Source organism: Streptomyces sp. NPDC057950 (assembly GCF_042887295.1).
Classification (GTDB): Bacteria; Actinomycetota; Actinomycetes; order Streptomycetales; family Streptomycetaceae; genus Streptomyces; species Streptomyces kaempferi.
Genome location: NZ_JBHVPP010000001.1, coordinates 510,356 through 536,294, shown reverse-complemented (window position 1 = coordinate 536,294; position 25,939 = coordinate 510,356). Strand labels below are relative to the sequence as shown.

Below are 25,939 nucleotides of genomic sequence, written 5' to 3'. Positions count from 1 at the left end.
CAACCCCGCCCCAGGCTCAGCCGCCTACGCAAATGTGCATGCCCCTCACTCGTACTTCGACGGGCCGCAACAACCTCTGGCTTTCGCAGTTGACTTGAGGAGTTCCGGGCGGGCGGCATCCCTCTTGATCAGGAGAACCCCGGCCGTCGGGCCCAAGCCCCCGGATCTTCCACCGCTGTTGAACAAGGACATCTCGCAGCACATCAGCAATCGTGGTGCGAGACAGTTCCTTCTGCATCCGCTCCTCCAGCCTGCCGTACACCACCCGCAGGACAGGCTGGATTCCGAAGCCGATCCGGCAGTCGCTGTTCGGTGGCATGTGGTGCATCCCGAACGGGCCTCCGGCTTCCACGGCCGAGTACACATCGAGGAGGGTGATGTGCTGAGGCTTCCGGGCCAGAAACCAGCCTGCTCCTGCTCCCCTTCTTGAGTGAACCAGGCCGGCTCTGCGGAGAACGCCGAGACATCCGCGGATCACCACGGCGTTGGTGCTGACGCGGTCCGCGATGGCCTGCGAGGTGGTGACTTCATGGACCTGGCGGTCGAGCGACATCGCGGTCAGCGCATGGACGGCAATCGTCATTCTGCTGTTCGCGCTCACTCGTTCCCTCCTCCTGACCGAACCTCATACCGCGGCGGGATTCATCCGCGGGACAGCCGCGGGAAGATCTGAGTGGCCGCGCTGAGCAGGGCGAGTACGCCGCCGAGCGCGAAACCGGTCGAGATGCCGTATCCGTCGACGATCAGGCCGCCGACGAGTGATCCCGCGGCGAGTGAGATCTGCAGCACACTGACCAGGAGCGCCAGGCCACTCTCGGGAGCGTCGGGGGTCGCCTGCAGGATCCATGTCTGCAGCGCCAGGGGCACCGCGCCGAAGGCCGCACCCCAGAGGACGACGAGGACGACGACCGCGGGTGCGGCGCCTGTCAGCGTGGTGAGCAGGATGACCGCGGCGGCGACCAGGACGGCCGCGGTGCCGTAGACCGTGCGCAGGCTGCGGCCGATGACCGCGCCCGCGGCGAAGTTGCCGACCAGCCCTGCCACGCCGTATCCGAGGAGAACCAGGGTCACCGCGGATGAGCCGAAGTGTGCCCGGTCCCCCAGGTAGGGGGTGATGTACGTGTAGGCGGCGAAGTGCCCGAGGAAGATCAGAGCGGTGGCCAGCAGGGCGATGCGGGCAGCAGGAACGCGCAGGGACGACGTGAGCGTGGCCATGCGTACCGCGCCGGTGGGCGGCAGCGAGGGGAGACGCAGCGCCAGAGCCGCGAGAGCGAGCAGAGCGGCGCCCGCGGCGATGAAGAACGCGGTCCGCCATCCGGCGACATGTCCTACGAGTGCGCCGAGCGGCAGGCTGACCACGGTGCCGGCGGAGATTCCGGCGGTGATCAGCGAACTGGCGCGGTTGACCGCTTCGGCGGGCACCAGTCGGGCGGCGACGCCGGCACCCATCGCCCAGAATCCGCCGACGGCGACGCCCAGCAGGATTCGGGCCACTGCCATCACCGGCATGTTGGGGGCCAGAGCGGCCACGACGTTGGAGACGGTGAAAGACATCGCGAGCGCAATGAGGACGTGGCGCCGGTCGAGCTTTCCTGAGGCGACGGTGAGCACAGGCGCGGTGACGGCCGCCGCCAGGCCGGGTACGACCACGACCAGGCCCACGGTGCCGACGGAGACGTGGAGGCTGGATCCGATGACGGGCAGGAGCCCGATCGGCAGGAACTCCGAGAGCACCAGCACGAAGGACATCAAGGCGACCGAGGCGACGGCCGGCCAGTTGCTCCGCGGCGAGGGTGTGGCGTGAGCTGCTGCTCGTAGCGGTTCCGGCCGACCGACGACCGTTGCCGTGCTGGAGTGGTCACTCATGCTTTTTCTCTCCTGGAAGGATCGGGGGCCGCGGGTGGCCCGTACCGCGTTGTCGCGCGGCGGCTGTGCCGCGGCCATGGCGGGGAGCGGCAGGGGTCACAGCGGCGTGACCTGAGAAGGGGGCGAGCGCTGGGCCGGTGGATCGCCGGGCGGCTCCACTGCTCGATGTGACGTCCTTGATCACATCGAGAATTCGAGTGGGCAGGGCAGCTGGGTAGGAGCGGGGACGGCGTGGCCGGTGGGTGCTTCCTCCAGCCCTGAAGGAAGCAGGGGCCACGGTTTCGGGCGGCTCTCGTGCCGGGCCAGGAGCTTGGGCCGAGCAACTTCGCCTCACAGCGATGAGGCACTGCGTTCGCGTCTCCCGCCCGGCGCAGCATCCGTCCGGCGGCCGCGTGGAGGGCCACCCGAGCGGCGAACCAGAGCGAACGTGATCGATATCGCCGGCCGGGTGTCGCGTAACGCGGCGGCGATGGCGACCTTCTTCGTCGTTCGGGCAGCATCTGCCCAGGCCGACGAGGTCACGCGGCGGGCGGATCCTGGGATCCTGCGGGTGGGGACCCGCTTCGGCCCACCGTCGCGGGGCGCAGGGTCACTCAGATCTGGTTCAGGCCACCGTCGACGTAGAGCTCGGTCCCGGTGACGAAACTGCTCTGGTCGGACGCGAGGAAGAGGGCTGCCGCAGCCGCCTCCGCGGGGTCGCCCATGCGGCCGAGGGGAACCTGCTGCGCGAAGAAGGCGTGGAGCGACTTGGCCTCTTCCTCACTGGGTGCCAGGCCGGTGATTCCCGGGGTCTTGATCGGTCCGGGCACCAGGGTGTTGACGCGGATGCCACGGCCGCGCAGCTCGTTGGCCCAGGTGCGGGAGAAGGAGCGGACGGCGGCCTTCGAGGCGGCGTAGACGCCGAACGCCTCTCCGCCGGTGGTGGCGGCGGTGGAACCGGTCAGGATCACCGAGGCGCCGTCGTTCAGGAGCGGCAGCGCCTTCTGCACGGTGAAGAGCGTCCCCCGGACGTTGGTGTTGAACGTGTCGTCGAAGTGCTGCTCCGTCACGTCCTCCAGGGTCGCGAACTCCCCGCCGCCCGCGTTCGCGAAAAGCACGTCGATGCGGCGGCCCTGCTCGGCGACGACCGCGAAGAGCCCGTCGAGGTCGGCGGGATTCGCTATGTCTCCGCGAACGGCGGTGACGTTGTGGCCGATCTCGGCCGCGGCCGCGTCCAGCGCGTCCTGACGCCGACCAGTGATGATCACGTGAGCGCCCTCAGCGGCGAAACGCTGCGCGGCGGCCAGTCCGATTCCGCTGTTCGCACCGGTGACCACGGCCACTTTGCCTGCGAGTACTTCCGTCATGGCGTGCTGCTCCTCGATAGTTATTGACCCGTTCGTCCATAAAGTTAGCCGTTGTGGACGAATGGGTCAAGTAAGCGTAGGCTCGCCGGCATGGGGCGACCTCGGAAGTTCGACGAGCAGCAGGTACTGGACACGGCCCGGGAGCAGTTCTGGGCGGGTGGATACGCCGCCACGCGCATGGACGACATCGCGGCGGCGACGGGCCTCGGCAAGGGCAGCCTGTACGGCGCGTTCGGCGGCAAGCAGGATCTCTTCCACCGTGTGTTCGACGACTACTGCAGGTCGGTCGTCGATGCCACCGCCCAGCAGCTGCGCGGCGACGACGAGCACGCGTACGCACGGCTGTCCGCGCACCTCCACGCGGTGGCCGCGGCCACGGCCGCGGACACCGCCCAGCGCGGGTGCCTGCTGGCCAAGGGCGCCGCCGAGCTGGCCGAACACGACAAGACCGTGGCCGAGCGGGCACACGCGGCCGTCGAGGCACTGAGCGCGCTGCTGGAGGACGACATCGCCGCCTGCCAGCGCAACGGCGACCTCGCCCCGGACGCGGACCCCGGAAAGCTGGCCGCGCTGGTGCTCGCCGTACTGCGCGGCATCGAAGCACTGGGCAAGGCCGGGACCGACGAGGAGACGCTGACGGACATCGCCAGCACCGCCCTCGCCGTACTGCCCCGCCCCACGGACTGACGGTCCCACCGGACCACTCCGTCGGTCACGAGGAGGACGAGGGGTCTAACAGTTCGACCACATGGACGTCATTCATTGGGTGAGTCCGCGCCGCTCATTGGGTGAGTCCGCGCCGCGTGGCCGATGACGAGCGGGCCGATGGCGTCGGCGCCTCGCCTGCACCGCAGCATCGCGGCGTGTCGCCACCTCAGGCGCAGAAGCCTTCGGCGTCCACGCTGCCTCGAAGGCCGCGATCCGCTCCTTCTCCCGTGCCTGGGCCAATGAGTCGCGTGACCGAGGCATCCCGGTCGACACTCTGGTGCCCGGACCGATCAAGGCCCCGGGAAACGCCGGCATGGCGCCCAACACAGCCGGGGCCAAGGCGCCCCACGACGCGACGGTGGCCTGAATCAGGTCTCAGGCCTGAGTGATTCTCCGTTCCCGATCGGTGTTCAACGAGGCGAGCTGGACATTGGACGCCTCCGCGCGGACTCTGCGTGGTGCGTCGGAAATGGCGCGGAGGTGCCCAGTTCTGTCCGCTCCTGCTGCCGGGGCCGGGGCCGTTGCCGGGGAATTCACGGCGCGCCGATGCGATGCTTCTCGGGTAGCGTGGGTGAGTCGAGGCGCACCGTCCGATCGCATTGCCCCGAGGGAATCAGCCGCCGAGGAAAGGCCGTCCTCCGCTGGTTCGAACGGATTCCCCGGTGACGATGGGAAGGAACGGGCATCTTCCATCAGGACTGGGCATCCGAGGACTCCACGCTCAATGTGCACCCGGGGCGTCCCGCACGGTTTGGCGATGGTCTGCGCCGACCGGTTCAACGCCACGCCGACCTGGGGGAGTTCGCCCGCGGATGAGCCACACGGAGCCCCTCGTCCGGCCCGGGTGACGACACGCGCAGAGAGCCGAGCGGGAATCCGCGCCCCTGTATGTCGCTGAGGTTCTCACCAGCCGGCGGACAAGAGACTCAACACTCGAACCAGTGGACGGCGGATCCAAACGAAACCGTCCACTGCCACGCAAGACGACGGGAATGGAAACGCGCTCTGTAGGACTCGAAAATCGAGGAGGGTGAATGTCGCCGAGCCCGCCGAGGCGGCCCCACTCCTGAATTCCCAGTCGATCGATGCGGAGGACGCACATGGGCTCCGACGAAGGCGTGCTGATCGTGGGGGCAGGCCCTGCGGGGCTGATGCTCGCGGGCGATCTGGCCGAGGCAGGGATCGCCTGCACCGTGGTGGAGCGACGTGAAGGGGAGTCGAAGCTCACCCGGGCGTTCGCCGTGCACGCCCGGACGATGGAGCAACTCGACGCCCGCGGGATCGCCGACGACCTGCTCAAGACGGGGCTGCGCAATCCGGTTCTGCAGTTCTTGCAGATCGACCTGTCGCGGCTGCCCACCCGCTACCCGCACGTGCTGGTGACACCGCAGTACAACACCGAGCGGCTGCTCCGCTCCCGCGCCCTCACCCACGGAGTGGACATCATGAGCGGCTGCGAGGCGACCGGCCTCCGGCAGGACTCCACGGGCGTCGACGTCGAGGTACGCGCCGCGGACGGCACCGTACAAACCTTGCGCGCCGCCTACGTGGTGGGCGCCGACGGCCGAAACAGCAAGGTGCGTGAGTCCCTCGGCCTGCCCTTTCCCGGCCGGTCCGCGGTTCGGTCGATGATGCTTGCCGACGTACGCCTGGCCGAGCCGCCGAGAAAACCTCCCACCGTCGGGGCGGTCGGGGACGCCTTTGCCATCGTCGTACCCTTCGGCGACGGCTGGTTCCGCGTCATGGCCTGGAACCGTCGCCACGACATGCCTGACAACACGGCCGTCGATCTGGACGAGATCCGCGCGGTCGCCCAACGCGCGCTCGGCAACGATTTCGGCATGCGGGACGCACGCTGGCTCTCCCGGTTCCACAGCGACGAACGCCAGTGCCCCCGCTACCGCGTCGACAGGGTATTTCTCGTCGGCGACGCCGCGCACGTTCACTCGCCTGCCGGCGGGATGGGCCTCAACACCAGCATCCAGGACTCAGCCAACCTCAGCTGGAAACTAGCGGCCGTCCTGCGCGGCCGGGCTCCGGACGCCCTGCTCGACACATATGAGGCCGAGCGGCATCCCGTGGGCCGCCGGGTGCTTCGGATGAGCGGCGCCCTGCTGCGCGGGGTACTGACGACGCCAAAGGCGATGTGCGGATTCCGTGACCTCTTCGCCCGCACGGTGCTGCGCATTCCGCCCGTGGCTCAGCGGGCGGCCCGGGCGATCTCCGGTATCGACATCGCCTATGCCGCTCCGAGTGGAGCACCCCCGCTGGTCGGCAAGCGCGTTCCCGACCTGCCGCTGACCGACGGAAGGCGGCTGTACGAGGTTCTTCGCACCCGGCGCTTCGTGCTCGTCACCGCCGCGGATACGGCGCTCCCCGCCGCGGTGGCTGAAGGCTGGGCCGACGAGGTCGAGTTCGTGTCCGCGCCGGGCCTGACACGAAAGGCCGTACTGGTCAGGCCGGACGCGTACATCGCGTGGACCACCTCCGAGGAGCACGCGGAACGCCGGGCCGAGGACGTCCGACGGGCTCTGACGGACTGGTGTGGTGCGGGCACTCCTGCCCATCAGGGCACCCCCACCTTCGGATAGGCCGGCCCCTGACACGGCGCGACGCGGCCGCCGCCCCTCCGGCCACGGTCCGGTGCCCACGGCTGCGACGGAACAGCCACTCGCCGCCACGCCACTCCCCCGGCTCGGGCGTGGTCGCGGGTGCGCGCTGGTCCGGACACCACGCCACCGCCCGGACGAGTGCTCGTGCCCGCTACGGCCGAGGCGTCTGACGCGAGTCCACGAAGGAATTCCCCGGCAGAGGCCACAGCTGGCGTGCCGAGAGCACCCGATCAACAGGTCGGCAAGCAGACGCGAGCTGAAACCTCTTCATACCAAACAGGAGCGTGCCATCAACCCACTCCGACAGGTCGCACAAACCAGGGCGGCTGGGCACGCACCTACGGTGAATGACACGCCGTTCGAAATTCCATTGCGCGAAAGAGCCGGAGCCCCCCATGACTTCTATCCATTCCTTCTGGCTCGCAGGACGCTCAGCCGAAGGCGACAGCGCCTTCGACGTGACTTCTCCGTGGGACAGCCGCCTGGTCGGAAGGGTTTCCGTGCCGACCGACGCACAGATCGAAGAGGCTGTCGCCACCGCTTATGCGGTGCGGAACGAGTTTGCCGCCACTCCGGCGCACCTGCGGGCCGCCGCCCTGGACCATGTGGCCAAGCGCCTGGCCGAGCGAACCGAGGAGATGGCGCAGCTGATCTCCGCCGAGAACGGCAAGCCGATCAAGTGGGCGCGAGGCGAGGTCGGCCGGGCCGTCTCCGTCTTCCGCTTCGCCTCTGAGGAGGCCCGGCGCTTCAACGGTGGCGATGCCCAGCGCCTGGACACCGACGCGGGCGGCCGGGGGCGCCTCGCACTGACCCGCCGCTTTCCCAGGGGCGTGGTACTCGGCATCACCCCGTTCAACTTCCCGCTGAACCAGGGCGCGCACAAGGTGGCCCCCGCCATCGCCGCCGGTGTGCCGATCATCCTCAAGCCCGCTCCGAACACTCCTCTTTCCGCGCTGGTACTCGGCGAGGTGCTGGCCGAGACCGACCTGCCGGCCGGCTCCTGGTCGATCCTGCCGGTCGACAACGACCGTATGCCCGCACTGGTCCAGGACGAGCGCCTTCCGGTGATCTCCTTCACCGGCTCGGAGAAGGTCGGCTACGCGATCCTGGACTCGGTGCCGCGTAAGCACTGCACCCTGGAGCTCGGCGGCAACGGCGCAGCGGTCGTCCTGGCTGACTACGCCTCCGACGAAGAGCTGGACTGGGCCGCGACCCGCATCGCGACCTACTCCAACTACCAGGGCGGCCAGTCGTGCATCTCCGTGCAACGCGTCATCGCGGATGCCGCCATCTACGACCGCCTGCTGCCGCGGATCGTCGCGGCCGTCGAAGCCCAGGTCACCGGTGACCCGTCGGACGCCGCCACAGACGTCGGCCCGCTCGTCAGCGAAGGGGCCGCCATGCGTGTCGAGTCGTGGGTCGACGAGGCAGTGACGTCAGGCGCCAAGCTCCATACCGGTGGCACACGCGAAGGCGCGTCCTACGCACCCACCGTGCTCACCGGCGTCCCGACGGACACCACCCTCGCCTGCGAGGAAGTGTTCGGCCCGGTCCTGACCGGGCCGAAGGTGAATGGCGAGGCAGAGGCGTTCGCCGCGGTCAACGATTCCAAATACGGCCTCCACGCGGGGGTGTTCACCCGCAATGTGCAGGTCGCCTTCCGCGCGCAGCGCGCGCTCGAGGTCGGCGGCGTGATCATCGGTGACGTCCCGTCCTACCGCGCCGACCAAATGCCCTACGGCGGCGCCAAGCAGTCGGGCGTAGGACGCGAAGGCGTGAGGTTCGCGATGGAGGACTACACCTACGAGCGAGTCCTGGTTCTCACCGACCTCGAACTCTGACGAGTCGGTGCGTGCCGGCAGGGATCGCCCGGCCGGCATCCCGCAGAGCGTTGACCTCGGGGTTTCACATGCCGGGGATTCACAGATGCCGGGGTTTCGCACCTGCCGCGAGCTGCACCGCACTGCGCGGGCGGTGCGGCTCCTATCGATGCAGACTCGATAGAGCCAACGGATTCGGGGACGGCATTCTGCGGCGGCGAACGCGTCGTGGGGGCCGTCCCCGCCTGGCCGGGTCCCGCACGACGGGACACGGCGAAGCCCGTCATGATCCTTGGAACCAGGGGTTTTGGATATGGCCGTGCCGCGCATACCTCTCGCCTTCTTCGGAATATCTCTGGGCCTCGCGGGCCTGGCCGGCACCTGGCTCACGGCGGCCCATGAAGGCCACGTGCCGATCGACGTGGGCCGTGCCCTGGTCGCGCTCGCCGCAGCCGTCTGGTGCGTGACGCTGCTGCTGTATCTGCGATACGCGGTGTCTGTCCGGGGAGCCTTCGCGGCCGACATGCTGGACAGTGTCGGGAGCCCGTTCGGCTCACTGGCGGTGATCACGCCGATGCTCCTCGCAGCGCAAGGCATAGCCCCGTACGCCCCCGACGCCGGCCGCATTGTGGTGGACGTCTTCATCGTCCTGACGCTGCTCGTGGGCGGCTGGTACACCGGGCAGTGGATATACGGCCCGCTCGAGCTGGACCAGCTTCATCCGGGCTACTTTCTGCCCGCTACCGGCGGTGGTCTCGTTGCCGCCTTCTGTGCCGTGCAGGTCGGGCAGGAGCGCGTGGCCGAGGTCATGTTCGGTCTGGGCATCATCTCGTGGGTCGTCCTGGGCTCCATGATCCTGGCCCGGCTCTTCTTCCGGCCTCCGATGCCGCCGGGCCTCACGCCGACGCTCGCCATCGAGGTAGTGCCGGCCTCCATGGCGAGCGTCGCCTGCTTCGCTCTCAACCACGACCGTATCGACCGGCTCTCGGCCGTGCTCGCCGGCTATTGCCTGCTGATGATCCTCGCCCAGGTACGTCTGCTCCCCTTGTTTCTCCGCCTGAAGTTCACGCCTGGCTTCTGGGCTTTCACCTTCTCCTGGTCGACCGTGGCAACCACCGGACTGCACTGGACCAGCACCGGCCACCCTCCCGGCGAACTCGTTCTCTCCTACCTCATCCTGGCCGCCGCGACCGCACTCGTGGGAGCCATCGCGGTACGGACGCTGGTGGCCATGGCGCGACACCAGTTCCTGCCCCCGGCGGCGCCACCGCTTCCCTCTGCGTAGGGGCGGCCCACTGGATCAGGGGAGGACGGCACGGGGCCGCGGCATCCGCGGACGTCCGAGGGACCTGAGCCGAGCCCTCCCCGCGCGCGGTTCATGAACGAGCCGAGCGAGGCGGAGCCTCGCGGTTCCGCACCAGGCATCATCGCGCGCACGGTGCCGGGAGCGGCCGCGAAGGTGACCTGCACGACAGCGCCGACCCATTCTTGACCCGATCGTCCATATGTGTTTTCCTGATCGTGAGGCCGAGGCGCTTATGCCCCGGTATGCGGTCCCCGCATCGCTGAATCCGGCGAGCTCCGACCGGGCCGTAGGTAAGCCCCACGCGAATGACGTCGCGTTCATGACCACACGTGCGGTCGCCGTGGACGCACCGGAGCCCTACCAGGACCGACTCAGAGCCCGTCCCGAAATCGAGCAGTGGCCGCCTGACGCCCCCGCTCCGCAATACATCCACGAGCAGCCCCTGTCCTCACCCTCCAAGGAAGCCACCTTGCGCGCCGCCATCGACATTCGTCGCTCCCCCTCCCGCCATCTCGCGCGCACCGAGTGGCTGCGATCGCTCAACTCCTTCTCCTTCGGCGCTCACTCCGACAGCGACAACACGCACTTCGGGCTGCTGCTCGTGTCGAACGAGGACACCGTCGAGCCGGGCACCGGATTCGACACCCATCCCCACCGGGACATGGAGATCGTGACCTGGGTCCTGGAGGGAGCCCTCGTCCACAAGGACTCGACCGGCCACAACGGAATCATCTATCCCGGGCTGGCCCAACGCATGACGGCCGGTTCCGGCATTCTGCACAGCGAGAAGAATGACTCCTGGACACTGACTGGTGACCAGGAACACGCGAATCCAGTGCACTTCATCCAGATGTGGGTACTCCCGGACACGGCCAACGTGACTCCGGGGTACGAGCAGTTGGACATCAACGCGCCGCTCGATCAGGGCGGATGGGTGACCCTGGCCTCAGGTATGCCCAAGCACTCCGGCGCCCGCGCCATCTCCATCCGGCAGAAGCACGCGGCTCTGCACGTCGCCCGGCTCCGCCCGGCCGAGACGGTGCAGGTGGCTACGGCACCGTTCGTACACCTCTTCATGGCTCACGGCAGCATCTCCCTCGAAGGCTCCGGCGCCCTCGCCCAAGGGGATGCGGCACGCATCACGGGCTCCGAAGGCCGGCGGATCAGTGCAGGCGCTGAAGGCGCGGAGGTACTGATGTGGGAAATGGACACCACCCTCAGTTTCCGGTGACCCCATCTCCATGACGCTGTCACGTGCGGCCGGCCCGGAGACGAAAGACCCGATTCCCGGCGCACGAATAGCACCGGACTCGCTCGACCAGGTGAGCGTCGTCCAGGGATTCCAAGTTTCCACCGCCAGGCGATCAGACATGCCGCTGCACGCCAAAAGTGCACCGGCGGTGCCACCATCCAGAACCGTAACCAAAAAGGGAGCAACACTATGAGCAGCAACATCCACGCAATGGTCGCGAACGTCGAGGTAGAAAACCTTGAGGACGCGATCCCTCTGTACCAGGAATTGACCGGAGAGACGGAAGTCCGCCGATTCCCGTACCGTGAGCTCGAGCTGGCACTCGTAGGGCCCTTCCTGCTCTACTCGGGGCCGCTCGAGAACTACGTCTCACAGAACGCCACCGTGATCGTGGGCTCCCTCGCCCCCGTTCTCGAAGCCCTCGGCAAGGCGGGCGCCGAGATCCTCGAAGCGCCCAACGAAGTTCCCAACGGCACCAGGATCGTCGCCCGCCACCCGGACGGCTCCGTCTTCGAGTACATGCAGCTTCGCGCCTGAGCCCTGCGCGTCCAGCACCACTGCGGTGCTCTGGGGACGGCATCAGGCCGGCCGCAGAGCACCGCCACCAGTAAGCCTGGGCGAACGCCTTGGAGTTGGTGGCGAGTGTGCTGCGGGCCGTTCGGTCCGGGCGTGGCGCCCTGGAGTGATGAGCTGTCAGAAGCCCTTGTTCTGCAGCCACTTGAGGGAGTACTCGGCGATCTCGCGCCATCCGTGGTCGATGGTGAGGGAGTGGCCGCGGTCGGAGAATTCCTTGAGGTCGGTGACGGCCCTGGAATTGCGGTACCGCTTGAAGGTGGCTTTCGAGATGGCGGGCGGTACGGTGCGGTCCTTGCCGCCCATGATCAGCAGCAGGGGGCCGCGGCGGTCGTTGCGGGTGTCGACCTTCAGGGGAGAGTTCGGCGAGAAGTTCATCACCGACGCCTCGAACAGCGGCTTCGCGGGGCCGGGAATGCTCCACTGCTCATACAGCGCGTCCGACTCCTGTGCGCTGACGGCGTTCCCGAAGCCGTAGCGGAACTGCTCCCGCGTCAGGGAGACGGCGCGTTGGCTGTTCGCCGGGTTCCTCAGGCCGGGAAGGGCGCTGCGCAGCATCGTGAGGGGTACGGGCAGGACGCCCTTGATCTGTGCGGCGTCCACCGCGACGGCCGCGGCGGCTCGGTTGAGTCCCAGGAGCTTCTCGGTGACGGCCCCGCCGAAGGAGTGTCCGATGAGGATCGGCGGTGTCTCCAGGCTGTCGATGAGCCGCTGGTAGTGGGCGACGACGGTGCCGAAGCTGTGGCCCGCCAGGTCTTCGGGGCGAAGCCTGCTCTCTTCGACGGTGGCGGCCTGGCCTGGCCACCCAGGTGCTATCGGGTCGTAGCCGGCGTTCTGAAAAAGTTCTGTCCAGGGTGTCCAGGACGTGCTGTGCAGCCAGAGTCCCGGAACGAAGATGACGGGGGTGCGCGGGGAGGACATGGAGAGCTCGTTTCGGTGAGGGGTGCGCCTGGTGTCAGGCGGAGGTGAGGCGGTGAGTGGTGCCGCTGCTGCTGGCACTCCAGGCTTCGGGCATCGCCGCCGCCAGGGCGTGCTGGGCCCGCCAGCCGGTGCAGTGGCCCGGGGCGATGAGGTGGGGGGCGAGGTCGGTCAGGGTGGCGACGGTGGGGGCGATGACGGGTTCGAAGGTGGGACCGCTGAGGTGGAAGCCGCCCAGCAGAGCGTGGAGTGACGCGACGCCGGTCAGTCGTCGGGCATGGCGGACGATGTTGATGACGCCCGCGTGACCGCATCCGGTGAGTACGACCAGGCCGCGGCCCTCGAGGTGCACCACGAGCGCCTGGTCGTCGATGACCTGGGGATCGTGTTGCCACTGGCCGTCGTGCCATGCCTGGTGTCCGGCCGGCATGCCGCGTTCGAAATCGGTGGTGCGGTCCACCTCTCCGGTGATCAATACGCTGTTGTCGACGAGGAGGGAGGGCTGCCTGCGCTCGATGATCTCGAATCCCTCCGCGTTGAGGGCCTTCTTGCTGAGGGTGGGCATGTCGAAGGTGTCGTGTGGAGCCCGGATGCGGCGTCGCGTCCAGGCGTGGGGGTGGACGACCATGGGCATCCTGCGGGGGCCGAGCCTGTCGGCCAGGCCGCTGAGCCCTCCCGCATGGTCGAAGTGGCCGTGGCTGAGGACGACGCCCCGCAGGCCTTCCAGCGCGATGCCGAGGCGGTCGGCGTTGGTGATCATGCCGGTCGGCGACAGCCCGGCATCGAACAGCAGTGTGGTCTCCTGCTCGCCACGCCGGACCGTGACGAGGGCGGAGAACCCGTGTTCGGCCAGCAGGCCCACTGCTGTTCGTCCCGTCTCGAACTGGGCGGCAGCTGTGGCGGCGGGCTCGAACCCGGTCCTGGTCGTGTGTTCGTCGCCGGTCAGCAGGGCGTCGTAGGTGTTGTCCATCAGCACCGTGACCCGGACCTCGTCGACGGGCTGGAGGGTGATGGGGTCCACCGCGCTGCCCGGCGCCTGCCGGGGGCCGGAGAGCACGGCGTCGTGAGCGGTGGCGTGGGTGGTGTCGCACATGACGTTCCGAAGTCTGTTCGCGCAGGAGCCTGGGGTCAGGCGACTGGGACGGCGGTGGGCGGGACGACGACCTCGACGGTGCCGGTGGAGACGTCGTACACGGCGCCGGAGACCAGGAAGTCGGAACTGCGGACTTCCTGCCGGATGATGTCGACGTCGACGCGGACGGATCCGTAGGGGTCGCTGACGGACTTTGCGGCGAGCGCGTCCGGGGAGACCTCAAAGTACTCGGCCAGGAGGCCGTCGAAGGGGGCCAGGTCGAGCATCCCGCAGTCGGTGTGGTGGAGGATGACCAGGTTCCAGGGACCCTCGGCCCTGCCGTCCGCATGTGCCTGGCCGACTTTGCCGAGCATCTGCATGGTCCGCAGGGTCGCGGGAGTGATGCGGCCGCCCACATTGCGGATCACGGCCGCCTCGCCGCGACGCAGGCCCAGGACATGTGAGGGGTCCACACGCGGGTCGACGCAACCGACGATCATCATGTTGCCCGTCGGGTTGATGGTCAGACCCGGCGCGGTCAGGAACTCTTCGGCGACGAAGTCGGCGTTGCGGGAAACCAGTTCGGCAACGTCGGTCATGGCATCTCCTGAGGTTGTTCGCAGGGACCGCGGACCCGCCCGGTACGGGCGGAGCGCTCGGGGAGGGGAGGCGATGCGTCCTCGGTCGTGCCGGGACTACGGGGCGACGACGGTCTCGATCTCGCCGGTGGCCACGTCGTAGAGGAGCCCGGACACGCGCACCCCTTCCAGGCGCGTCTCGGCACGCAGGGCGGCCACGTCGTGGGTGATGGCCGCGCGCGGATCGCTGACCGCCTGCTCGGCCAGTCCCTCCTCGTCGGTCGCGAAGTAGGAGGTGAGGAGCTCGGGCTGGTCCTCGAGCAGGGTGATCCCGCAGTGCGTGTGCTGCAGGACGATCAGCTCCCAGCCCGGACCGAGGTCGGCGCCGGCCGCCTGCGTCACCCTGCGGAGCATCACCAGTTCTTCCAGCGTCCGCTTCGTGACCCGGCCGCCCACGTTGCGGATGGCCGCGATGTCTCCCTGCTCGGCACCCAGGACCGAGGCCGGGTCGACGCGCGGGTCCACACAGCCGATCACGATCGCCTTCAGGTTCGGCATCATGCGCAGGCCTTCGGTGAACCGCGTCCTGGCGAAGTCGGCGTTGCGGTCGGCGAGGGTTTCGACGACACCCATGACATGCTCCTTCAGCTGGAGAGTCCACTTTCTGGACTCACTGAGGTGTACTCTAGCAGTGTGAGTCCAGAATCGATACCCACCCCACGGCAGTGCACGATGAACGACGCGCTCGAAGTCCTCGGCGACCGCTACTCACTGCCCGTTCTCCGGGAGCTGCTCTACGGCTTCCACCGCTTCTCCGACCTCGCCAAGCTCACCGGCGCGCCGCGCACCCTGCTGTCCGGGCGTCTGCGACGGCTCGAGGAAGCGGGGGTCGTCGTGCGGCGGCAGTACTCGGAGCGTCCGGCACGCTTCGAGTACCACCTCACCCAGGCCGGGGTGGACCTCATCCCGGTGATCCTCACGCTCAAGGACTGGGGCGAGCGCCACACCGGCGACCAGGAGCCCAAGGCCGTGTTCCGGCACCATTGCGGCGCCGAACTGCATCCGCTGACGACATGCAGCAGCTGCCGCGAGGAGATCCGCCCCGGGGAATTCGACGTCGCGGGCGGTACGCACCCGCCGGTGCTGCAGGGGTAGAGACACTTCCCGTGCCGCGCGGTACTGGGCGGCACGGGGCGCGATCAAGACCTGCCGGTCCACATCCATGCCGCGATGTCGACGCATGCGCGTGTCCCGCGTGGATCGACATACGCGGTCGGTCCGGGGGCCTGCCCGGATCCACCGTCCGGCAGGTGCGCAGAGGCCGGAACGTCTCAGGTCGCCGCCACGGCGTAGGGGAGTTCGAAGTGTGAGCGGTGCTCGTTGACGAAGTCCTCGACCGTCTGCATCGGCTGTCCGGTGATGCGGGCGGCGGTGTCGGTGACGCCGGCCAGGCGGCCTTCCTGCTGGTCGATGGTGACCGCCTCGAAGTGCTTCAGTTTCGCGATGTCATCGGGCTCACCGATCAGCTCCAGGAACGTCGTCACGGTGACCCGCTCGAAGGGGAGGTCGCGGCCCAGGACCCGGCCGACCTCGGCCGCGAGTTCTTCGTGGCTGTACTCGACCGGACCGGTGAGCGTGTATATCTGGCCGGCGTGCCCCTCGGGCCGGGTGAGGATCTTGGCGGCGGTCAGGGCGATGTCGTGGCCGGTGATCGGTGCGAAGCGGCTGTCCGCGTCGAAGGGCATGACGTAGCGGCCGTAGCGGATGAGGCCGGAGATGTAGAGCAGCCACTGCGTGAAGAACGTGATCCGCAGGTGGGTGGTGGGTACTCCGGACCAGGTGAAGACCTGCTCGGTCAGCCAGTGGTTCTGCGTCGCCTTGCTGCGCGCGTCGGGGCGCGACTGGATGTGCGACATGCTGACGATGAGATCGAGGTGTTCCTCCCTGGCGGCCTGCGCGAACATCACCGCGGCTTCCACCATGCCGTCGCCGACCGGGTAGTTGAAATAGGCGCGCCGCACGCCCTTCAGGGCCGCGCGGACGTCGCGGAAGGTGAGCAGGTCTCCGAAGACGACCTCGGCACCCTTGTCGCGCAGGCGCTGCGCCCGCTCGTCGTCCGTGCGGACCATGGCGCGAACGTGGAAGCCCTCCTTGAGGAGGTGGTCCACCATCGGCCGGCCGGTGTCGCCGTTCGCCGTTGTGACCAGGATCGTGGTCATGCCCTCACCTCTTCGCTCCGCGGGTCCGGTGGAGCCGGCGGGGCGGATCAGATCCGGAGGGGCTGTCATAGGTGGTCGTGGGCGTCGCGGCTTTCGCGGCACCACACACTCCGCGCCCTCTGACTCCGCGGCGCCCACGCGGGGATCCCTCTCGGGAAAACGGGTCCGCCGTGCCTGACGGGCCCGCGTCCGGACGTTTGCGTCCAGCTCACCGGTTACGTACGCACCGCCCCGGGCCTCGCCTGTTCTCATCGTAGGGGTTCAGGACGGAGGGTGGTCCGTCGAGCCCGTGCATGGCGTGCGCTGTTGCCGAAGGCTCCGCGGTGGCAGACGCTTCGACAGCGCTCCGCCCGGCCGTCCCGGGTGTGCGGACATGGGCCGGAAGCCTCCTGACCAGCCTCCCGCCGTTCGCGGTGAGCATGCGGGGCGCCGGCTTGGACCGCGCCCGTTTGCGCTTTTAGATTAGATAGGTAATCTAAAAGCGCGGTGAGGCCACGCCCACCCCAAAAAAACCAGGCGCTGACGGGCCTGGCGGCAAGACACTCAAAGCAAGTGGAGGAAACCATGTCGGCTGAAGCGAAGACCGTCCTGATCTCGGGGGCGACCGGGGACACCGGGCGGGCGGCGGTCCGTGAATCACTCGCGCTGGGGATGAACGTCCGCGCTCTGGTGCACCGTATCGACGAGCGGTCGGACGCCCTGGCGAGGCTGGGCGCGCAGATCGTGGTCGGTGACCTGCTGGACATCAACACGGTCCGCCCGGCCATGGAGGGAGTGTCGGCCGCGTACCTGGTGTGGCCGGTCCAGCCGGACCTGATCCATGCGACGGTGAACTTCGCGCAGGCCGCGAAGGAAGCGGGCGTCAGGACGGTGCTCAACCTGTCGCAGCGTTCGGCCAACCGGGAGTCCGCCAGCGACTCGTGCCGCGACACCTTCATCGCCGAGGAGGTCCTCAACTGGTCGGGGCTGGATGTCATCCACCTGCGACCGACCTACTTCCTGGAGTGGCTCCTGTACCCGTGGCAACTCCCCTACCTGCAGCAGGGCATCCTGCGCATGCCCGTGGGCAAGGGCAGGCACTCCCCGATCGCCGCGGACGACCAGGGACGCGCCATCGCCGCGCTGCTGCTCGCCCCCGAAAGCCACATCGGCACGACCATCCCGCTCTCCGGCCCCGTCGAGATGGACCACGAACAGATGGCCGCCGAGCTCTCCGCGGCACTCGGCCGGAAGATCGTTTTCCAGGACCTGCCCGTCGAGGAGTACGTCACCTCTCTCACAGCGATGGGCGTTCCCCCCTACGTCGTCCAGCACCTCGGCGGAGCCATGGTCGACTACCAGAACGGCCGAATGTCCGGCGCCGACGACAACGTCGAGAAGCTCACCGGACGCCGCTCGATGACCGTGGGCGAGTTCGCCCGCGCGCACGCCGACATCCTCAACGGCGTCAGCCATTGAAGCGCCACCTCCTGGCCACGTCCCGGCTTTCGCCGTCACCGCGGGCGAAGCGGGAATGCTTCATCACCCGCCCGTGGCCAGGAGGCGTGGACGGCGTTGCCGGACCGGCAGGACGACAACCGCTCACCCCGGTCCGCTCCCGGCAGGCCCCACACGGCCAGGGCCCGACGGACCCGTTCGCCCGCACACCGAACAGCCCAGGTGTGCCCGCAGGGCGGACGCGGACAACGACTCCCCTGCGTCCCACACTCGCCGAAGACCGGGACCGTCTCGCGGGGACGCTCCACTCCGTTCAGAGCCTCACCACCCGGGAACCAGCCGACCTCGACGACCGACCGGCCCGGCACACCTACCTGCGTCAGCTTTCGGTCAGGCACGTATCGCGTGTGACGTGCCGGGAGCAACGGCCGATCGGCCGGCTGAGGCGCGGCGCTGCGGCTCCGGGGAAGGGTCCGGATGAGTTAGCATAGATGTCACTCAGAATATAAGCGATTGGGCGGGTGCTCACATGAGTCGAGTGTCGAGGGCTCAGGCCGAGGAGAACCGGGCCGGCATTGTCGCTGCGGCCGCTCGGCTCTTCCGCGAGCGAGGCATCCAGGGCGTCAGCCTGACGGATCTGACGAAGTCCGTGGGCTTGACGAACGGCGGGTTCTACAAGCAGTTCGCCTCCAAGGAAGCGCTGGTGACCGAGGCCGCCGCGCAGGCGTTCAACGACCGGGACAGCTACCTGGCGGGCCTGGACGAAGGGCACCCCGGCCGCCCCGACGCACGTAGGGCCATGGTCGAGGAATATCTGTCACCCGAGCACCGCGACGATCCGGGGACGGGCTGCCCTTCGGCCGGGTTCGCCGGCGACCTGGCGCAGGCCGCGTATGACGGGAACGTCACTTCGCAGCGAACCTACGCCGACGGCGTGCGGCGGTTCGTGGACTGGATGACCGAGGACGGAGACGAGGGGCTGGTCGCCACCTGCACCTTGGTCGGGGCCATCCTGCTGGCCCGTGCGACCTCGTCGACCGAGCTGTCCGAAGAGATCTTGCAGGCTGCCCGCCGCTCCATCACCGACTCCCTGTCCTAATGGTTGCGGGTAAGCCACCGACCCGTGACGGACCCATGACGCTCGGCCGATTCGCCGTTCGACCGAGCCGGGCGTGACACGAGGAAGGGGCCCAGGCCGACACCCTGGCCTTCCGAAGCGCGCAGGGGAGAACCTGGCTCGGGCACCGCACCCTCCCACCGGCCGCGTCGACGGCGCGCTGCGCGAGACGCCGCATCTGCGGTGATCGTCCCATGAGGCGCCCCCTTCGCGCGCCGCCATACCGTAAGGCGGCTTCGGCCGCCCTGCCGAGATTGCCCATGCCGGCGCAGCGCCTTCTACGACTGCGGGCCACGGATGGGCTGGTGACGTGCGCAGCGGTCGTGCCGAATTCACGCCCGCACTCCTCGCGGCGCTGCGCATGGATCCAGCTCACCAGAGGAACACCCGGCCGCCGCAGGCTCGTACAGGGAACGCACCGAGACGTGCCCGCCCTGTGAGACCGGCCTGCGGGTCGGACAGGCCACACGAGGGTCGCTGTGCACGGAGCGACAGTGCCGGGCTGTCCGTAGGGACCGACCCACGACTTCAGGCATGCCGACCGGAGCGCGCGCGAATCCAGGCCGGCGGTCGCCTCCTCGCCGGGTGTTCACCCCACGGCGCCCGGGAGAACGCGAGGCGTGTCATGCGGTGCACCTCTCGGTTCTGCCTTCTCAGGGCCTTCTGAGGCGAGCGGACGGACATATGTGCAGGTCACGTCCGCTTCACAGATGACTTGCCGCGTTTAGATTAGAGAGGTAATCTAAAAACAGTTGCCGCACCCGCCAAAGATCACGCGGTGACCGCACCTCATGACAACGAAGACGTGGCGTGCACTCAGACCGCCCCCGCCAATGGCATCGGCGACACATCTCGAGGAAACCAACATGACCACGATTCTGATCACGACCGCCGCCGGCGAGACCGGCCGGCCGATGGTGGACCACCTCCTCAAGGAGGGCTTCCACGTTCGCGCCATGGTCCGCACGGACGACGAGCGGGCGCAGCGCCTGCGCGACAAGGGTGCCGAGGTCGTCTTCGGAGACCTGCTCACCTTCCGCGACGTCCGCGCGGCCCTGAAGGGCGTGCAGCGCGCCTACTTCAACTACCCGGTCGGCGAAGGCCTGGTGGAAGCGGCCGTGATGTTCGCGCAGGCCGCCAAGGAACAGAACATCGAGTACGTGGTGAACATGTCGCACATCCAGTCGCGCCCCGACGCGCGCAGCAAGGCGACGCAGAACCACTGGCTGACCGAGCAGGTCTTCACCTGGTCCGGAGTACCCACCACCCACCTGCGGATCACGTTCTTCACGCAGTGGCTGCTCTACATCTCCGGCCTCATCCGCTACGGGCGCTACGTCATGCCCTTCGACGCGGACAGCCGCTTCGCACCGATCACCGGCCACGACATCGCCCTGACGGCGGCGAAGCTGTTCACCAAGCCTGCCGAGCACGCCGGACAGGCGCTGACTCTCACCGGTCCGGTCGAGTACAGCCACGAGGAACTCGCGGCCGAGGTCGGCCGGGTCCTGGGCCGCGACCTCCCCTTCGAGCGGGTCACCGTGGCGCCGTTCCTGGAGCTGATCGGCATCCCGGACGACAAGGCCAAGCTGAAGCACTTCGAGGCGGTCACCATCGACCAGCAGGAAGGCCGCCTGGCCGGCGTCACCGACACCGCCGCCCGCATCACCGCACAGCCCCTCCAGACCGTCGAGGACTTCATCAACGAGCACCGCTCACTGTTCGAGCTCCCCTACTCGACCAAGGCCGCATAGCCACTGGTCACACCGGCCGAGCAGGCACCTCCGCGTCACGGTGCCTGCTCGGCCGGCGCGTTGTATACCGTCCGTACAGCGGGTTCCTGTCCCCTGCGTCCGGATGAAGGCATGAAGGCCGCCCGCCGGACCTGGAACCGCTCCTGCCGAGAGCCGCGGTCCACGGGTTCCGCGCCCTGCTCGTCCATCAACGGCCTCGGGGCAAACCACCAGCCGGAGTCCACACGCCAAGGACGACGTGCCGTCCCGAACTCATGGCTCACGCCGCCAAGGCCCCCCTCGGCCGCCGCGGTTTCTCTCTGACAATGACGTCCCAGGGCGCGCTCGTTCGGGCCCTCCAAAGCCGCTGAACCACCCTTCCGTGAGCAGGCATAGGCGCCGCACGCACAAGTCGCCCTCAAAGTATGGTGCCCCACCACATGTGCCCCTGACCTGCATCTTCCTACGGTGTGCCACACGTACCCGTCCCCACGGCACACAAGGAAGTGGCGCACATGGCCTCCGCAGCAACCGCTCCCCCACCACCCGCCAACCTCAAGCGCATCGTCGCCGCCAGCCTCATCGGCACCACCATCGAGTGGTACGACTTCTTCCTGTACGGCTCGGCGGCCGCGCTCGTCTTCAACAAGCTCTTCTTTCCCGGCTCCGACCCGCTCGTCGGCACGCTGCTGTCGTTCCTCACGTACGCGGTCGGCTTCGCGGCGCGGCCCCTCGGCGCGCTGGTCTTCGGACACTACGGGGACCGGCTCGGCCGTAAGAAACTGCTGGTGCTCAGCCTGTTGCTGATGGGCGGGGCGACGTTCGCGATCGGTCTGCTGCCGACGCACGCGACAGTCGGCGCGGCGGCCCCCGTGCTGCTGACGGTACTGCGCCTCGTCCAGGGATTCGCGCTGGGCGGCGAGTGGGGTGGCGCCGTCCTGCTGGTGTCCGAACACGGGGACGCGGAGCGGCGCGGGTTCTGGGCCTCCTGGCCGCAGACCGGAGCTCCCGCGGGGCAGCTCCTGGCGACCGGCGTGCTCTCGCTGCTGACCGCCACGCTGTCGGACGCTTCCTTCGTCGCCTGGGGCTGGCGCATCCCGTTCCTGCTGTCCGGCGTGCTGGTCCTCGTCGGTTTGTGGATACGTCTGTCTGTCGACGAATCACCTGTGTTCCGGGAGGCGTTGGCGCGGGCCGAGGAGCGCGGGCGGACACCGGACTCCGCCGCGGAGAAGCTGCCGCTGGTGTCCGTGCTGCGCCACCACTGGCGCGATGTCCTTGTCGCGATGGGCGCTCGGATGGCGGAGAACATCAGCTACTACGTGATCACCGCCTTCATCCTCGTGTACGCCACCACGTCCGCCGGTGTCTCCCGGCAGACCGCGCTCAACGCGGTACTGATCGCCTCCGCGGTCCACTTCGCCGTCATCCCCGCCTGGGGCGCGCTGTCGGACCGGATCGGCCGCCGGCCCGTCTATCTGCTGGGTGCCGCCGGAGTGGGCCTGTGGATGTTCCCCTTCTTCTCGCTCATCGACACGGGCGGCTTCGGCAACCTGGTCCTCGCCGTCACCGTCGGACTCGTCCTGCACGGCGCGATGTACGCGCCCCAGGCCGCCTTCTTCTCCGAGATGTTCGCGACGCGGATGCGTTACTCCGGTGCCTCGATCGGTGCCCAGTTCGCCTCGGTCGCCGCGGGCGCTCCCGCCCCGCTGATCGCGACCGCGCTGCTGTCCGACTACGGCAGCTCCACACCGATCTCCCTGTACGTCATCGGGGCGGCCGTGCTCACCCTGATCTCGGTGGGTGTCGCCAAGGAGACCCGGCACCGTGATCTGGCCGATGTCGCGGACCACGGCGAGGCGGAGGTCTCCGTGCCGGCGGCGGATGCGCGTTCCACGGCCTGACTCCGCACGTCCTCATCTCCCGGCCCCCGTACGCGCGTACGGGGGTCAGTGCCGTGCGGCCGTGGACAACCGGTGCAGTCGCAGGGCGAGTTGGATCTCGAGCACACGGGCCGGGCTCTGCCAGTCCTCCCCCAGCAGCCGGCCCACCCGCTCCAACCGCTGGGCCACCGTGTTCACATGGACGTGCAGGTCGTCCTTGGTGCGCGCCGGACTCATCCCGCACGCGAAGTAGGCGTCGAGGGTGCGCAACAGGTCGGTGCCGCGCTGCTGGTCGTAGGCCACGACCTGGCCGATGGTCCGGTCGACGAAACCGGGGATGTCACGGTCCCCGGCGAGCAACAGCCCCAGGAACCCGAAGTCCTCGGCTGCGGCACCGCCCCCGGCGCGCCCGAGCAGGCGCAGCGCTTCGAGACAGCGCTGCCCCTCCGCGTACGCCGCGGCCACCGCTTCGGGGTGCGCGACGAGCCCTTCGAGGGGTGCCGAGGCGCCGACCGTGACGGCCTCGTGGACCGCGGTGCCCAGTTGTCCGGCCGTGCGGCGGGCCAGGTCGGTGGCCGTCTCGTCCGGGCCGAGCGGGAGCAGCAGGACCGTGCCGCCGTCCCGCGCGGCGGCCAGTCCGTGTCCGGTCGCGGCCAGATGGGACGCGGCGGACCACAGCCGTCGGCGTGCGTCCGCCTCGCGGTCGGCATCGGCGGCGGTGTCCAGGCGGGCGGCGAGCACCACATGGACGGCGTCCAGGTCGGCGTGGAGGCGGGTCGCGCGCTCGCGCAGCAGACGTGGGTCGCGGTCCCGGGCGTCCAGCAGATCGTCCAGCAGTTCCCCGCGCACGCGCTGTTCGGCCTCTGCGGCCGAGCGTCTGGCGAGCAGGAGGAGTGAGGTGACCATCGCGGCGCGTTCCAGGGTGCGCTGGTCGACGGGGTCGAGACCTGGTTGCCCGCCCAGTACCAGCGCGCCGAGCAGCTCGCCCCCGGCCGCCACGGCCGCGACCCAGTCCTGGCCGTGCCGCACCGCGTGTCCCTCGGCGCGGGAGGTCTGGAGGGCGGCACCCGGCGCCGTGTCCGTCCCGGCGAACTCGACCGTGCCGTCGAGCACTTCGGAGACCGCGGCGGCCACGTCGTGGACCCCGCCGCCGCGCAGTACCAGCTCGGCGAGGCGGTCGTGGACGTCCGAGGCGCGCTCGATCACTCCGCTGCGGTCCCGGATGATCTCGTTGGCACGGCCCAGGCGGTCGAGGGCCGAGCGGGTCTCCAAGAGCCGGTTCGCCGTGTCGATGGCCGCCGCGGCCAGTGCCGCGAACGAGCCCAGGAGGGCGATCTGCTCACGCTCGAAGACCCGTGCCCGGCGGTCCGCGGCGAACAGCACCCCGATGACATGGCGCCCGATCATGAGGGGCACGCCGAGGATGGCGACCAGGCCTTCGTCACGGACGCCCGCGTCGATGGCGCGGGTGTGCTGGAAGCGGTCGTCCTTGAAGTAGTCGTCGGTGACGTACGGGCGGGCGGTCTGGGCGACGAGCCCACCGAGCCCCTCCCCCATGCCGAGCCGCAGTTGCTGGAAGCGTGCCGCGACCGAGCCCTCGGTGACCCGCATGTACGTGTCTCCCTCGGCCTCGTCGTGCAGGCTGAGGTAGGCGACGTCCGTGCCCAGCAGTGACCGGGCCCGCTGCACGATCGCGCGCAGTACGGCGTCGAGGTCGCGCAGGCCCGCCAGGTCGTGGGCGGTCTCGAAGAGCGCGGACAGTTCGGCCTCGCGACGGCGCCGGCCCTCCATCTCGGAGCGCACGCGCAGGGCGAGCAGCTTGGCCTCTTCGAGCGCGGCGACGCGGGCGGCCGGACAACTCTCGGCGCGGGCGAGCAGGACCGGCTGCTCGTACGCCTCGGCGGGGGCGCCTCTGGCCAACAGGTGGAGGAAGGGCGTCTCGGCGTTGTCGGCGGAGCGTTCGGCGGACTGCACGTGATCGCGGGACATGTTCAAAGGATGACCTGTCGTCGGGCCGGCCCGGCCGGCCCTGTGGACAACTCGGCGGCGACGGTACCGGCCAGGACGTGTCGCGAGAGTCCCGCCCGCCTCGCGACGCCTGGCACACCTTCCGGGCGGACGACGGGACAACGCTCGTGATCCATACAGCTAGTGCGCCGTCCAGCCGCCGTCCATGACCAGCGACGTGCCGGTGACGAACGAGGCCTGGGGCCCGCACAGATAGGCCACCGCCTCGGCGACCTCCTCGGGTTCGACGAGCCGTTTGACCGCGCTGTCCCGCAGCAGCACCTCGGACAGCACCCGCTCCTCGGGAACATCGTGGGCCCGCGCCTGGTCCGCGAGCTGTTTCTCGACCAGTGGGGTGCGCACATAGGCGGGGTTCACACAGTTCGAGGTCACTCCGTGGGGGGCGCCTTCCAGGGCGGCTGTTTTCGACAGCCCCTCCAGCCCATGTTTCGCGGCCACATACGCCGACTTGAAGGCGGACGCGCGCAACCCATGGACGGAGGACACATTGACAATGCGGCCCCAGCCCTGCCCGTACATGTGTGGCAGTGCGCCGCGGATCAGCCGGAACGGGGCCTCCAGCATCACCGTCAGCATGGTGTGGAAGACCTCCGGCGGAAACTCCTCGATGGGCCGCACCGTCTGCAGTCCGGCGTTGTTGACGAGGACGTCGGTGCCCGCGGCGGCGAGCTCCGCGGCGTCGAGGTCGGTGAGGTCGAGCGGATGCGGCTCGACGGTGCCCGGGAGACCTCGCGCCAGCTCGGCGAGTGCGTCCAGTCCCGCGCTGTCCAGGTCGACCGCCCGTACCTTGGCCCCGTCGGCGGCCAGCCGCAGCACGCACGCTCGGCCGATGCCGCCGGCGGCGCCGGTGACCAGGGCGGTGCGGCCGTCGAGGCCGGACGAGTGGGTACGGGGACCCGGGAGGTCATGAGGGCCCGGGAGGGCGCTGGGGGCGGTCATGGCTCGACCCTAGGCAGCCCTACCCACCCCCACCCATGTGGTCACCTCACACAGTTCCACTTCAACTCGTGGTGTCGAACCATGCCGGTGCGTGGGACAGAGCCTGCTTGATCCGGAACATCGCGAACTCGTGAAGCTCCGGGAGGGCGTCGACCGGGAACCAGCCGACCTCCAGCGACTCGTCGTCATTGACCCGCGCCTCGCCGCCGACGGCCCGGCAGCGGAAGGTGACGTCCATGAACTGGCAGGTGTCGTCGTTCGCGTAGGTGACCGGGTCCAGCGCCTGGACGAGTACGACGCGCTCGACGACGCAGTGCACCGCCGTCTCCTCGAAGACCTCCCGCACCGCGCAGGCCGCGGGCTGCTCGCCCGGATCCGGGATGCCACCGATGACCGACCACTTGCCGGTGTCCGTACGCCGGCCCAGCAGCACTCTGCCCTCGTCGTCGAAGACGATGGCGGTGACTCCGGGGAGCCAGAGCAGCTGATGCCCCGCGGAGGCCCGGATCGTACGGATGAAGTCAGGAGTAGCCAT

21 protein-coding genes and 2 pseudogenes are annotated in these 25,939 nt (G+C 69.0%); 12 read left to right on the top strand and 11 right to left on the bottom strand.

Translation table 11 applies throughout. From position 1 onward, the window contains the following. Positions 1 to 172: 172 nt before the first annotated feature. The 3 genes and pseudogenes from ACFVTC_RS02425 to ACFVTC_RS02415 all read right to left on the bottom strand — a co-directional run. Positions 173 to 601 (bottom strand): annotated as a pseudogene (locus ACFVTC_RS02425) (Rrf2 family transcriptional regulator); the annotation flags it as partial. 41 nt (positions 602 to 642) lie between these two features. After that, on the bottom strand, positions 643 to 1,866 hold the full coding sequence (locus ACFVTC_RS02420; protein ID WP_390123086.1) for an MFS transporter: 1,224 nt from the start codon (positions 1,864 to 1,866) through the stop codon (positions 643 to 645). Positions 1,867 to 2,459: 593 nt separating this feature from the next. Next, positions 2,460 to 3,212: an SDR family oxidoreductase gene (locus tag ACFVTC_RS02415; protein ID WP_390123084.1), complete on the bottom strand. Its 753-nt coding sequence runs from the start codon at positions 3,210 to 3,212 to the stop codon at positions 2,460 to 2,462. A gap of 90 nt (positions 3,213 to 3,302) precedes the next feature. On the opposite strand from ACFVTC_RS02415, the gene ACFVTC_RS02410 reads away from it, so the two are divergent. From ACFVTC_RS02410 to ACFVTC_RS02380, 7 genes and pseudogenes are all read left to right on the top strand, one after another. Further along, the gene (locus tag ACFVTC_RS02410; protein ID WP_390123082.1) at positions 3,303 to 3,899 is read left to right on the top strand and encodes a TetR/AcrR family transcriptional regulator; all 597 of its coding nucleotides are present in this window, start codon (positions 3,303 to 3,305) and stop codon (positions 3,897 to 3,899) included. A gap of 193 nt (positions 3,900 to 4,092) precedes the next feature. Next, positions 4,093 to 4,287 (top strand): annotated as a pseudogene (locus ACFVTC_RS02405) (SDR family NAD(P)-dependent oxidoreductase); the annotation flags it as partial. A 733-nt stretch (positions 4,288 to 5,020) separates the two neighbouring features. Beyond that, complete coding sequence (locus ACFVTC_RS02400) at positions 5,021 to 6,511, top strand: FAD-dependent monooxygenase (protein WP_390123080.1); 1,491 nt, start codon at positions 5,021 to 5,023, stop codon at positions 6,509 to 6,511. A 416-nt stretch (positions 6,512 to 6,927) separates the two neighbouring features. Beyond that, the gene (locus ACFVTC_RS02395; RefSeq protein WP_390123743.1) at positions 6,928 to 8,373 is read left to right on the top strand and encodes an aldehyde dehydrogenase family protein; all 1,446 of its coding nucleotides are present in this window, start codon (positions 6,928 to 6,930) and stop codon (positions 8,371 to 8,373) included. A gap of 292 nt (positions 8,374 to 8,665) precedes the next feature. Then, entirely contained in the window at positions 8,666 to 9,637 is a 972-nt protein-coding gene (locus ACFVTC_RS02390) for a TDT family transporter (protein WP_390123078.1), read from the top strand. Between the two features lie 340 nt (positions 9,638 to 9,977). Beyond that, positions 9,978 to 10,889 (top strand): pirin family protein, encoded by a 912-nt coding sequence (locus ACFVTC_RS02385; RefSeq protein WP_390123076.1) that lies wholly within the window; start codon positions 9,978 to 9,980, stop codon positions 10,887 to 10,889. 210 nt (positions 10,890 to 11,099) lie between these two features. After that, on the top strand, positions 11,100 to 11,447 hold the full coding sequence (locus ACFVTC_RS02380; RefSeq protein ID WP_390123074.1) for a VOC family protein: 348 nt from the start codon (positions 11,100 to 11,102) through the stop codon (positions 11,445 to 11,447). Between the two features lie 156 nt (positions 11,448 to 11,603). Here ACFVTC_RS02380 and ACFVTC_RS02375 read toward each other — a convergent pair whose 3' ends face one another. The 4 genes from ACFVTC_RS02375 to ACFVTC_RS02360 form a co-directional block, all read right to left on the bottom strand. Further along, positions 11,604 to 12,404, bottom strand: a complete 801-nt coding sequence (locus tag ACFVTC_RS02375) for an alpha/beta hydrolase (protein WP_390123072.1) — start codon at positions 12,402 to 12,404, stop codon at positions 11,604 to 11,606. A 34-nt stretch (positions 12,405 to 12,438) separates the two neighbouring features. Next, entirely contained in the window at positions 12,439 to 13,494 is a 1,056-nt protein-coding gene (locus tag ACFVTC_RS02370; protein ID WP_390123070.1) for an MBL fold metallo-hydrolase, read from the bottom strand. A gap of 35 nt (positions 13,495 to 13,529) precedes the next feature. Then, on the bottom strand, positions 13,530 to 14,072 hold the full coding sequence (locus ACFVTC_RS02365) for a carbonic anhydrase (RefSeq protein WP_390123068.1): 543 nt from the start codon (positions 14,070 to 14,072) through the stop codon (positions 13,530 to 13,532). Between the two features lie 96 nt (positions 14,073 to 14,168). After that, positions 14,169 to 14,684, bottom strand: coding sequence for a carbonic anhydrase (locus ACFVTC_RS02360; RefSeq protein ID WP_390123066.1), 516 nt, complete (start codon positions 14,682 to 14,684; stop codon positions 14,169 to 14,171). A gap of 60 nt (positions 14,685 to 14,744) precedes the next feature. On the opposite strand from ACFVTC_RS02360, the gene ACFVTC_RS02355 reads away from it, so the two are divergent. Then, positions 14,745 to 15,206, top strand: a complete 462-nt coding sequence (locus tag ACFVTC_RS02355; RefSeq protein ID WP_390123064.1) for a winged helix-turn-helix transcriptional regulator — start codon at positions 14,745 to 14,747, stop codon at positions 15,204 to 15,206. Between the two features lie 176 nt (positions 15,207 to 15,382). Here the strand turns inward: ACFVTC_RS02355 and ACFVTC_RS02350 are convergent, their stop codons facing one another. Then, complete coding sequence (locus tag ACFVTC_RS02350; protein ID WP_390123061.1) at positions 15,383 to 16,270, bottom strand: NmrA family NAD(P)-binding protein; 888 nt, start codon at positions 16,268 to 16,270, stop codon at positions 15,383 to 15,385. A 564-nt stretch (positions 16,271 to 16,834) separates the two neighbouring features. Here ACFVTC_RS02350 and ACFVTC_RS02345 point away from each other — a divergent pair. From ACFVTC_RS02345 to ACFVTC_RS02330, 4 genes are all read left to right on the top strand, one after another. Then, on the top strand, positions 16,835 to 17,728 hold the full coding sequence (locus tag ACFVTC_RS02345) for an NmrA family NAD(P)-binding protein (protein ID WP_390123059.1): 894 nt from the start codon (positions 16,835 to 16,837) through the stop codon (positions 17,726 to 17,728). 508 nt (positions 17,729 to 18,236) lie between these two features. Next, positions 18,237 to 18,806 carry a TetR/AcrR family transcriptional regulator gene (locus ACFVTC_RS02340; RefSeq protein WP_390123057.1) on the top strand — a complete coding sequence of 190 codons (570 nt, stop codon included), beginning with the start codon at positions 18,237 to 18,239 and terminating at the stop codon, positions 18,804 to 18,806. Positions 18,807 to 19,690: 884 nt separating this feature from the next. After that, entirely contained in the window at positions 19,691 to 20,578 is an 888-nt protein-coding gene (locus ACFVTC_RS02335; RefSeq protein WP_390123055.1) for an NmrA family NAD(P)-binding protein, read from the top strand. Between the two features lie 494 nt (positions 20,579 to 21,072). After that, entirely contained in the window at positions 21,073 to 22,458 is a 1,386-nt protein-coding gene (locus ACFVTC_RS02330; protein WP_390123053.1) for an MFS transporter, read from the top strand. Between the two features lie 45 nt (positions 22,459 to 22,503). On the opposite strand, the gene ACFVTC_RS02325 is transcribed toward ACFVTC_RS02330, so the two are convergent. The 3 genes from ACFVTC_RS02325 to ACFVTC_RS02315 form a co-directional block, all read right to left on the bottom strand. Next, on the bottom strand, positions 22,504 to 24,426 hold the full coding sequence (locus tag ACFVTC_RS02325; protein ID WP_390123051.1) for a helix-turn-helix domain-containing protein: 1,923 nt from the start codon (positions 24,424 to 24,426) through the stop codon (positions 22,504 to 22,506). A 159-nt stretch (positions 24,427 to 24,585) separates the two neighbouring features. After that, positions 24,586 to 25,404 carry a 3-hydroxybutyrate dehydrogenase gene (locus ACFVTC_RS02320; protein ID WP_390123049.1) on the bottom strand — a complete coding sequence of 273 codons (819 nt, stop codon included), beginning with the start codon at positions 25,402 to 25,404 and terminating at the stop codon, positions 24,586 to 24,588. A gap of 61 nt (positions 25,405 to 25,465) precedes the next feature. Then, a complete protein-coding gene (locus ACFVTC_RS02315) occupies positions 25,466 to 25,939 on the bottom strand; it encodes an NUDIX domain-containing protein (RefSeq protein ID WP_390123047.1) in 474 nt (157 codons plus the stop codon).

Coding starts and splice junctions, on each gene's coding strand:
- ACFVTC_RS02420 (WP_390123086.1), bottom strand. CDS start 1,866: ATGAGTGACCACTCCAGCACGGCAACGGTCGTCGGTCGGCCGGAACCG.
- ACFVTC_RS02415 (WP_390123084.1), bottom strand. CDS start 3,212: ATGACGGAAGTACTCGCAGGCAAAGTGGCCGTGGTCACCGGTGCGAAC.
- ACFVTC_RS02410 (WP_390123082.1), top strand. CDS start 3,303: ATGGGGCGACCTCGGAAGTTCGACGAGCAGCAGGTACTGGACACGGCC.
- ACFVTC_RS02400 (WP_390123080.1), top strand. CDS start 5,021: ATGGGCTCCGACGAAGGCGTGCTGATCGTGGGGGCAGGCCCTGCGGGG.
- ACFVTC_RS02395 (WP_390123743.1), top strand. CDS start 6,928: ATGACTTCTATCCATTCCTTCTGGCTCGCAGGACGCTCAGCCGAAGGC.
- ACFVTC_RS02390 (WP_390123078.1), top strand. CDS start 8,666: ATGGCCGTGCCGCGCATACCTCTCGCCTTCTTCGGAATATCTCTGGGC.
- ACFVTC_RS02385 (WP_390123076.1), top strand. CDS start 9,978: ATGACCACACGTGCGGTCGCCGTGGACGCACCGGAGCCCTACCAGGAC.
- ACFVTC_RS02380 (WP_390123074.1), top strand. CDS start 11,100: ATGAGCAGCAACATCCACGCAATGGTCGCGAACGTCGAGGTAGAAAAC.
- ACFVTC_RS02375 (WP_390123072.1), bottom strand. CDS start 12,404: ATGTCCTCCCCGCGCACCCCCGTCATCTTCGTTCCGGGACTCTGGCTG.
- ACFVTC_RS02370 (WP_390123070.1), bottom strand. CDS start 13,494: ATGTGCGACACCACCCACGCCACCGCTCACGACGCCGTGCTCTCCGGC.
- ACFVTC_RS02365 (WP_390123068.1), bottom strand. CDS start 14,072: ATGACCGACGTTGCCGAACTGGTTTCCCGCAACGCCGACTTCGTCGCC.
- ACFVTC_RS02360 (WP_390123066.1), bottom strand. CDS start 14,684: ATGGGTGTCGTCGAAACCCTCGCCGACCGCAACGCCGACTTCGCCAGG.
- ACFVTC_RS02350 (WP_390123061.1), bottom strand. CDS start 16,270: ATGACCACGATCCTGGTCACAACGGCGAACGGCGACACCGGCCGGCCG.
- ACFVTC_RS02345 (WP_390123059.1), top strand. CDS start 16,835: ATGTCGGCTGAAGCGAAGACCGTCCTGATCTCGGGGGCGACCGGGGAC.
- ACFVTC_RS02340 (WP_390123057.1), top strand. CDS start 18,237: ATGAGTCGAGTGTCGAGGGCTCAGGCCGAGGAGAACCGGGCCGGCATT.
- ACFVTC_RS02335 (WP_390123055.1), top strand. CDS start 19,691: ATGACCACGATTCTGATCACGACCGCCGCCGGCGAGACCGGCCGGCCG.
- ACFVTC_RS02330 (WP_390123053.1), top strand. CDS start 21,073: ATGGCCTCCGCAGCAACCGCTCCCCCACCACCCGCCAACCTCAAGCGC.
- ACFVTC_RS02325 (WP_390123051.1), bottom strand. CDS start 24,426: ATGTCCCGCGATCACGTGCAGTCCGCCGAACGCTCCGCCGACAACGCC.
- ACFVTC_RS02320 (WP_390123049.1), bottom strand. CDS start 25,404: ATGACCGCCCCCAGCGCCCTCCCGGGCCCTCATGACCTCCCGGGTCCC.
- ACFVTC_RS02315 (WP_390123047.1), bottom strand. CDS start 25,939: ATGGCTACTCCTGACTTCATCCGTACGATCCGGGCCTCCGCGGGGCAT.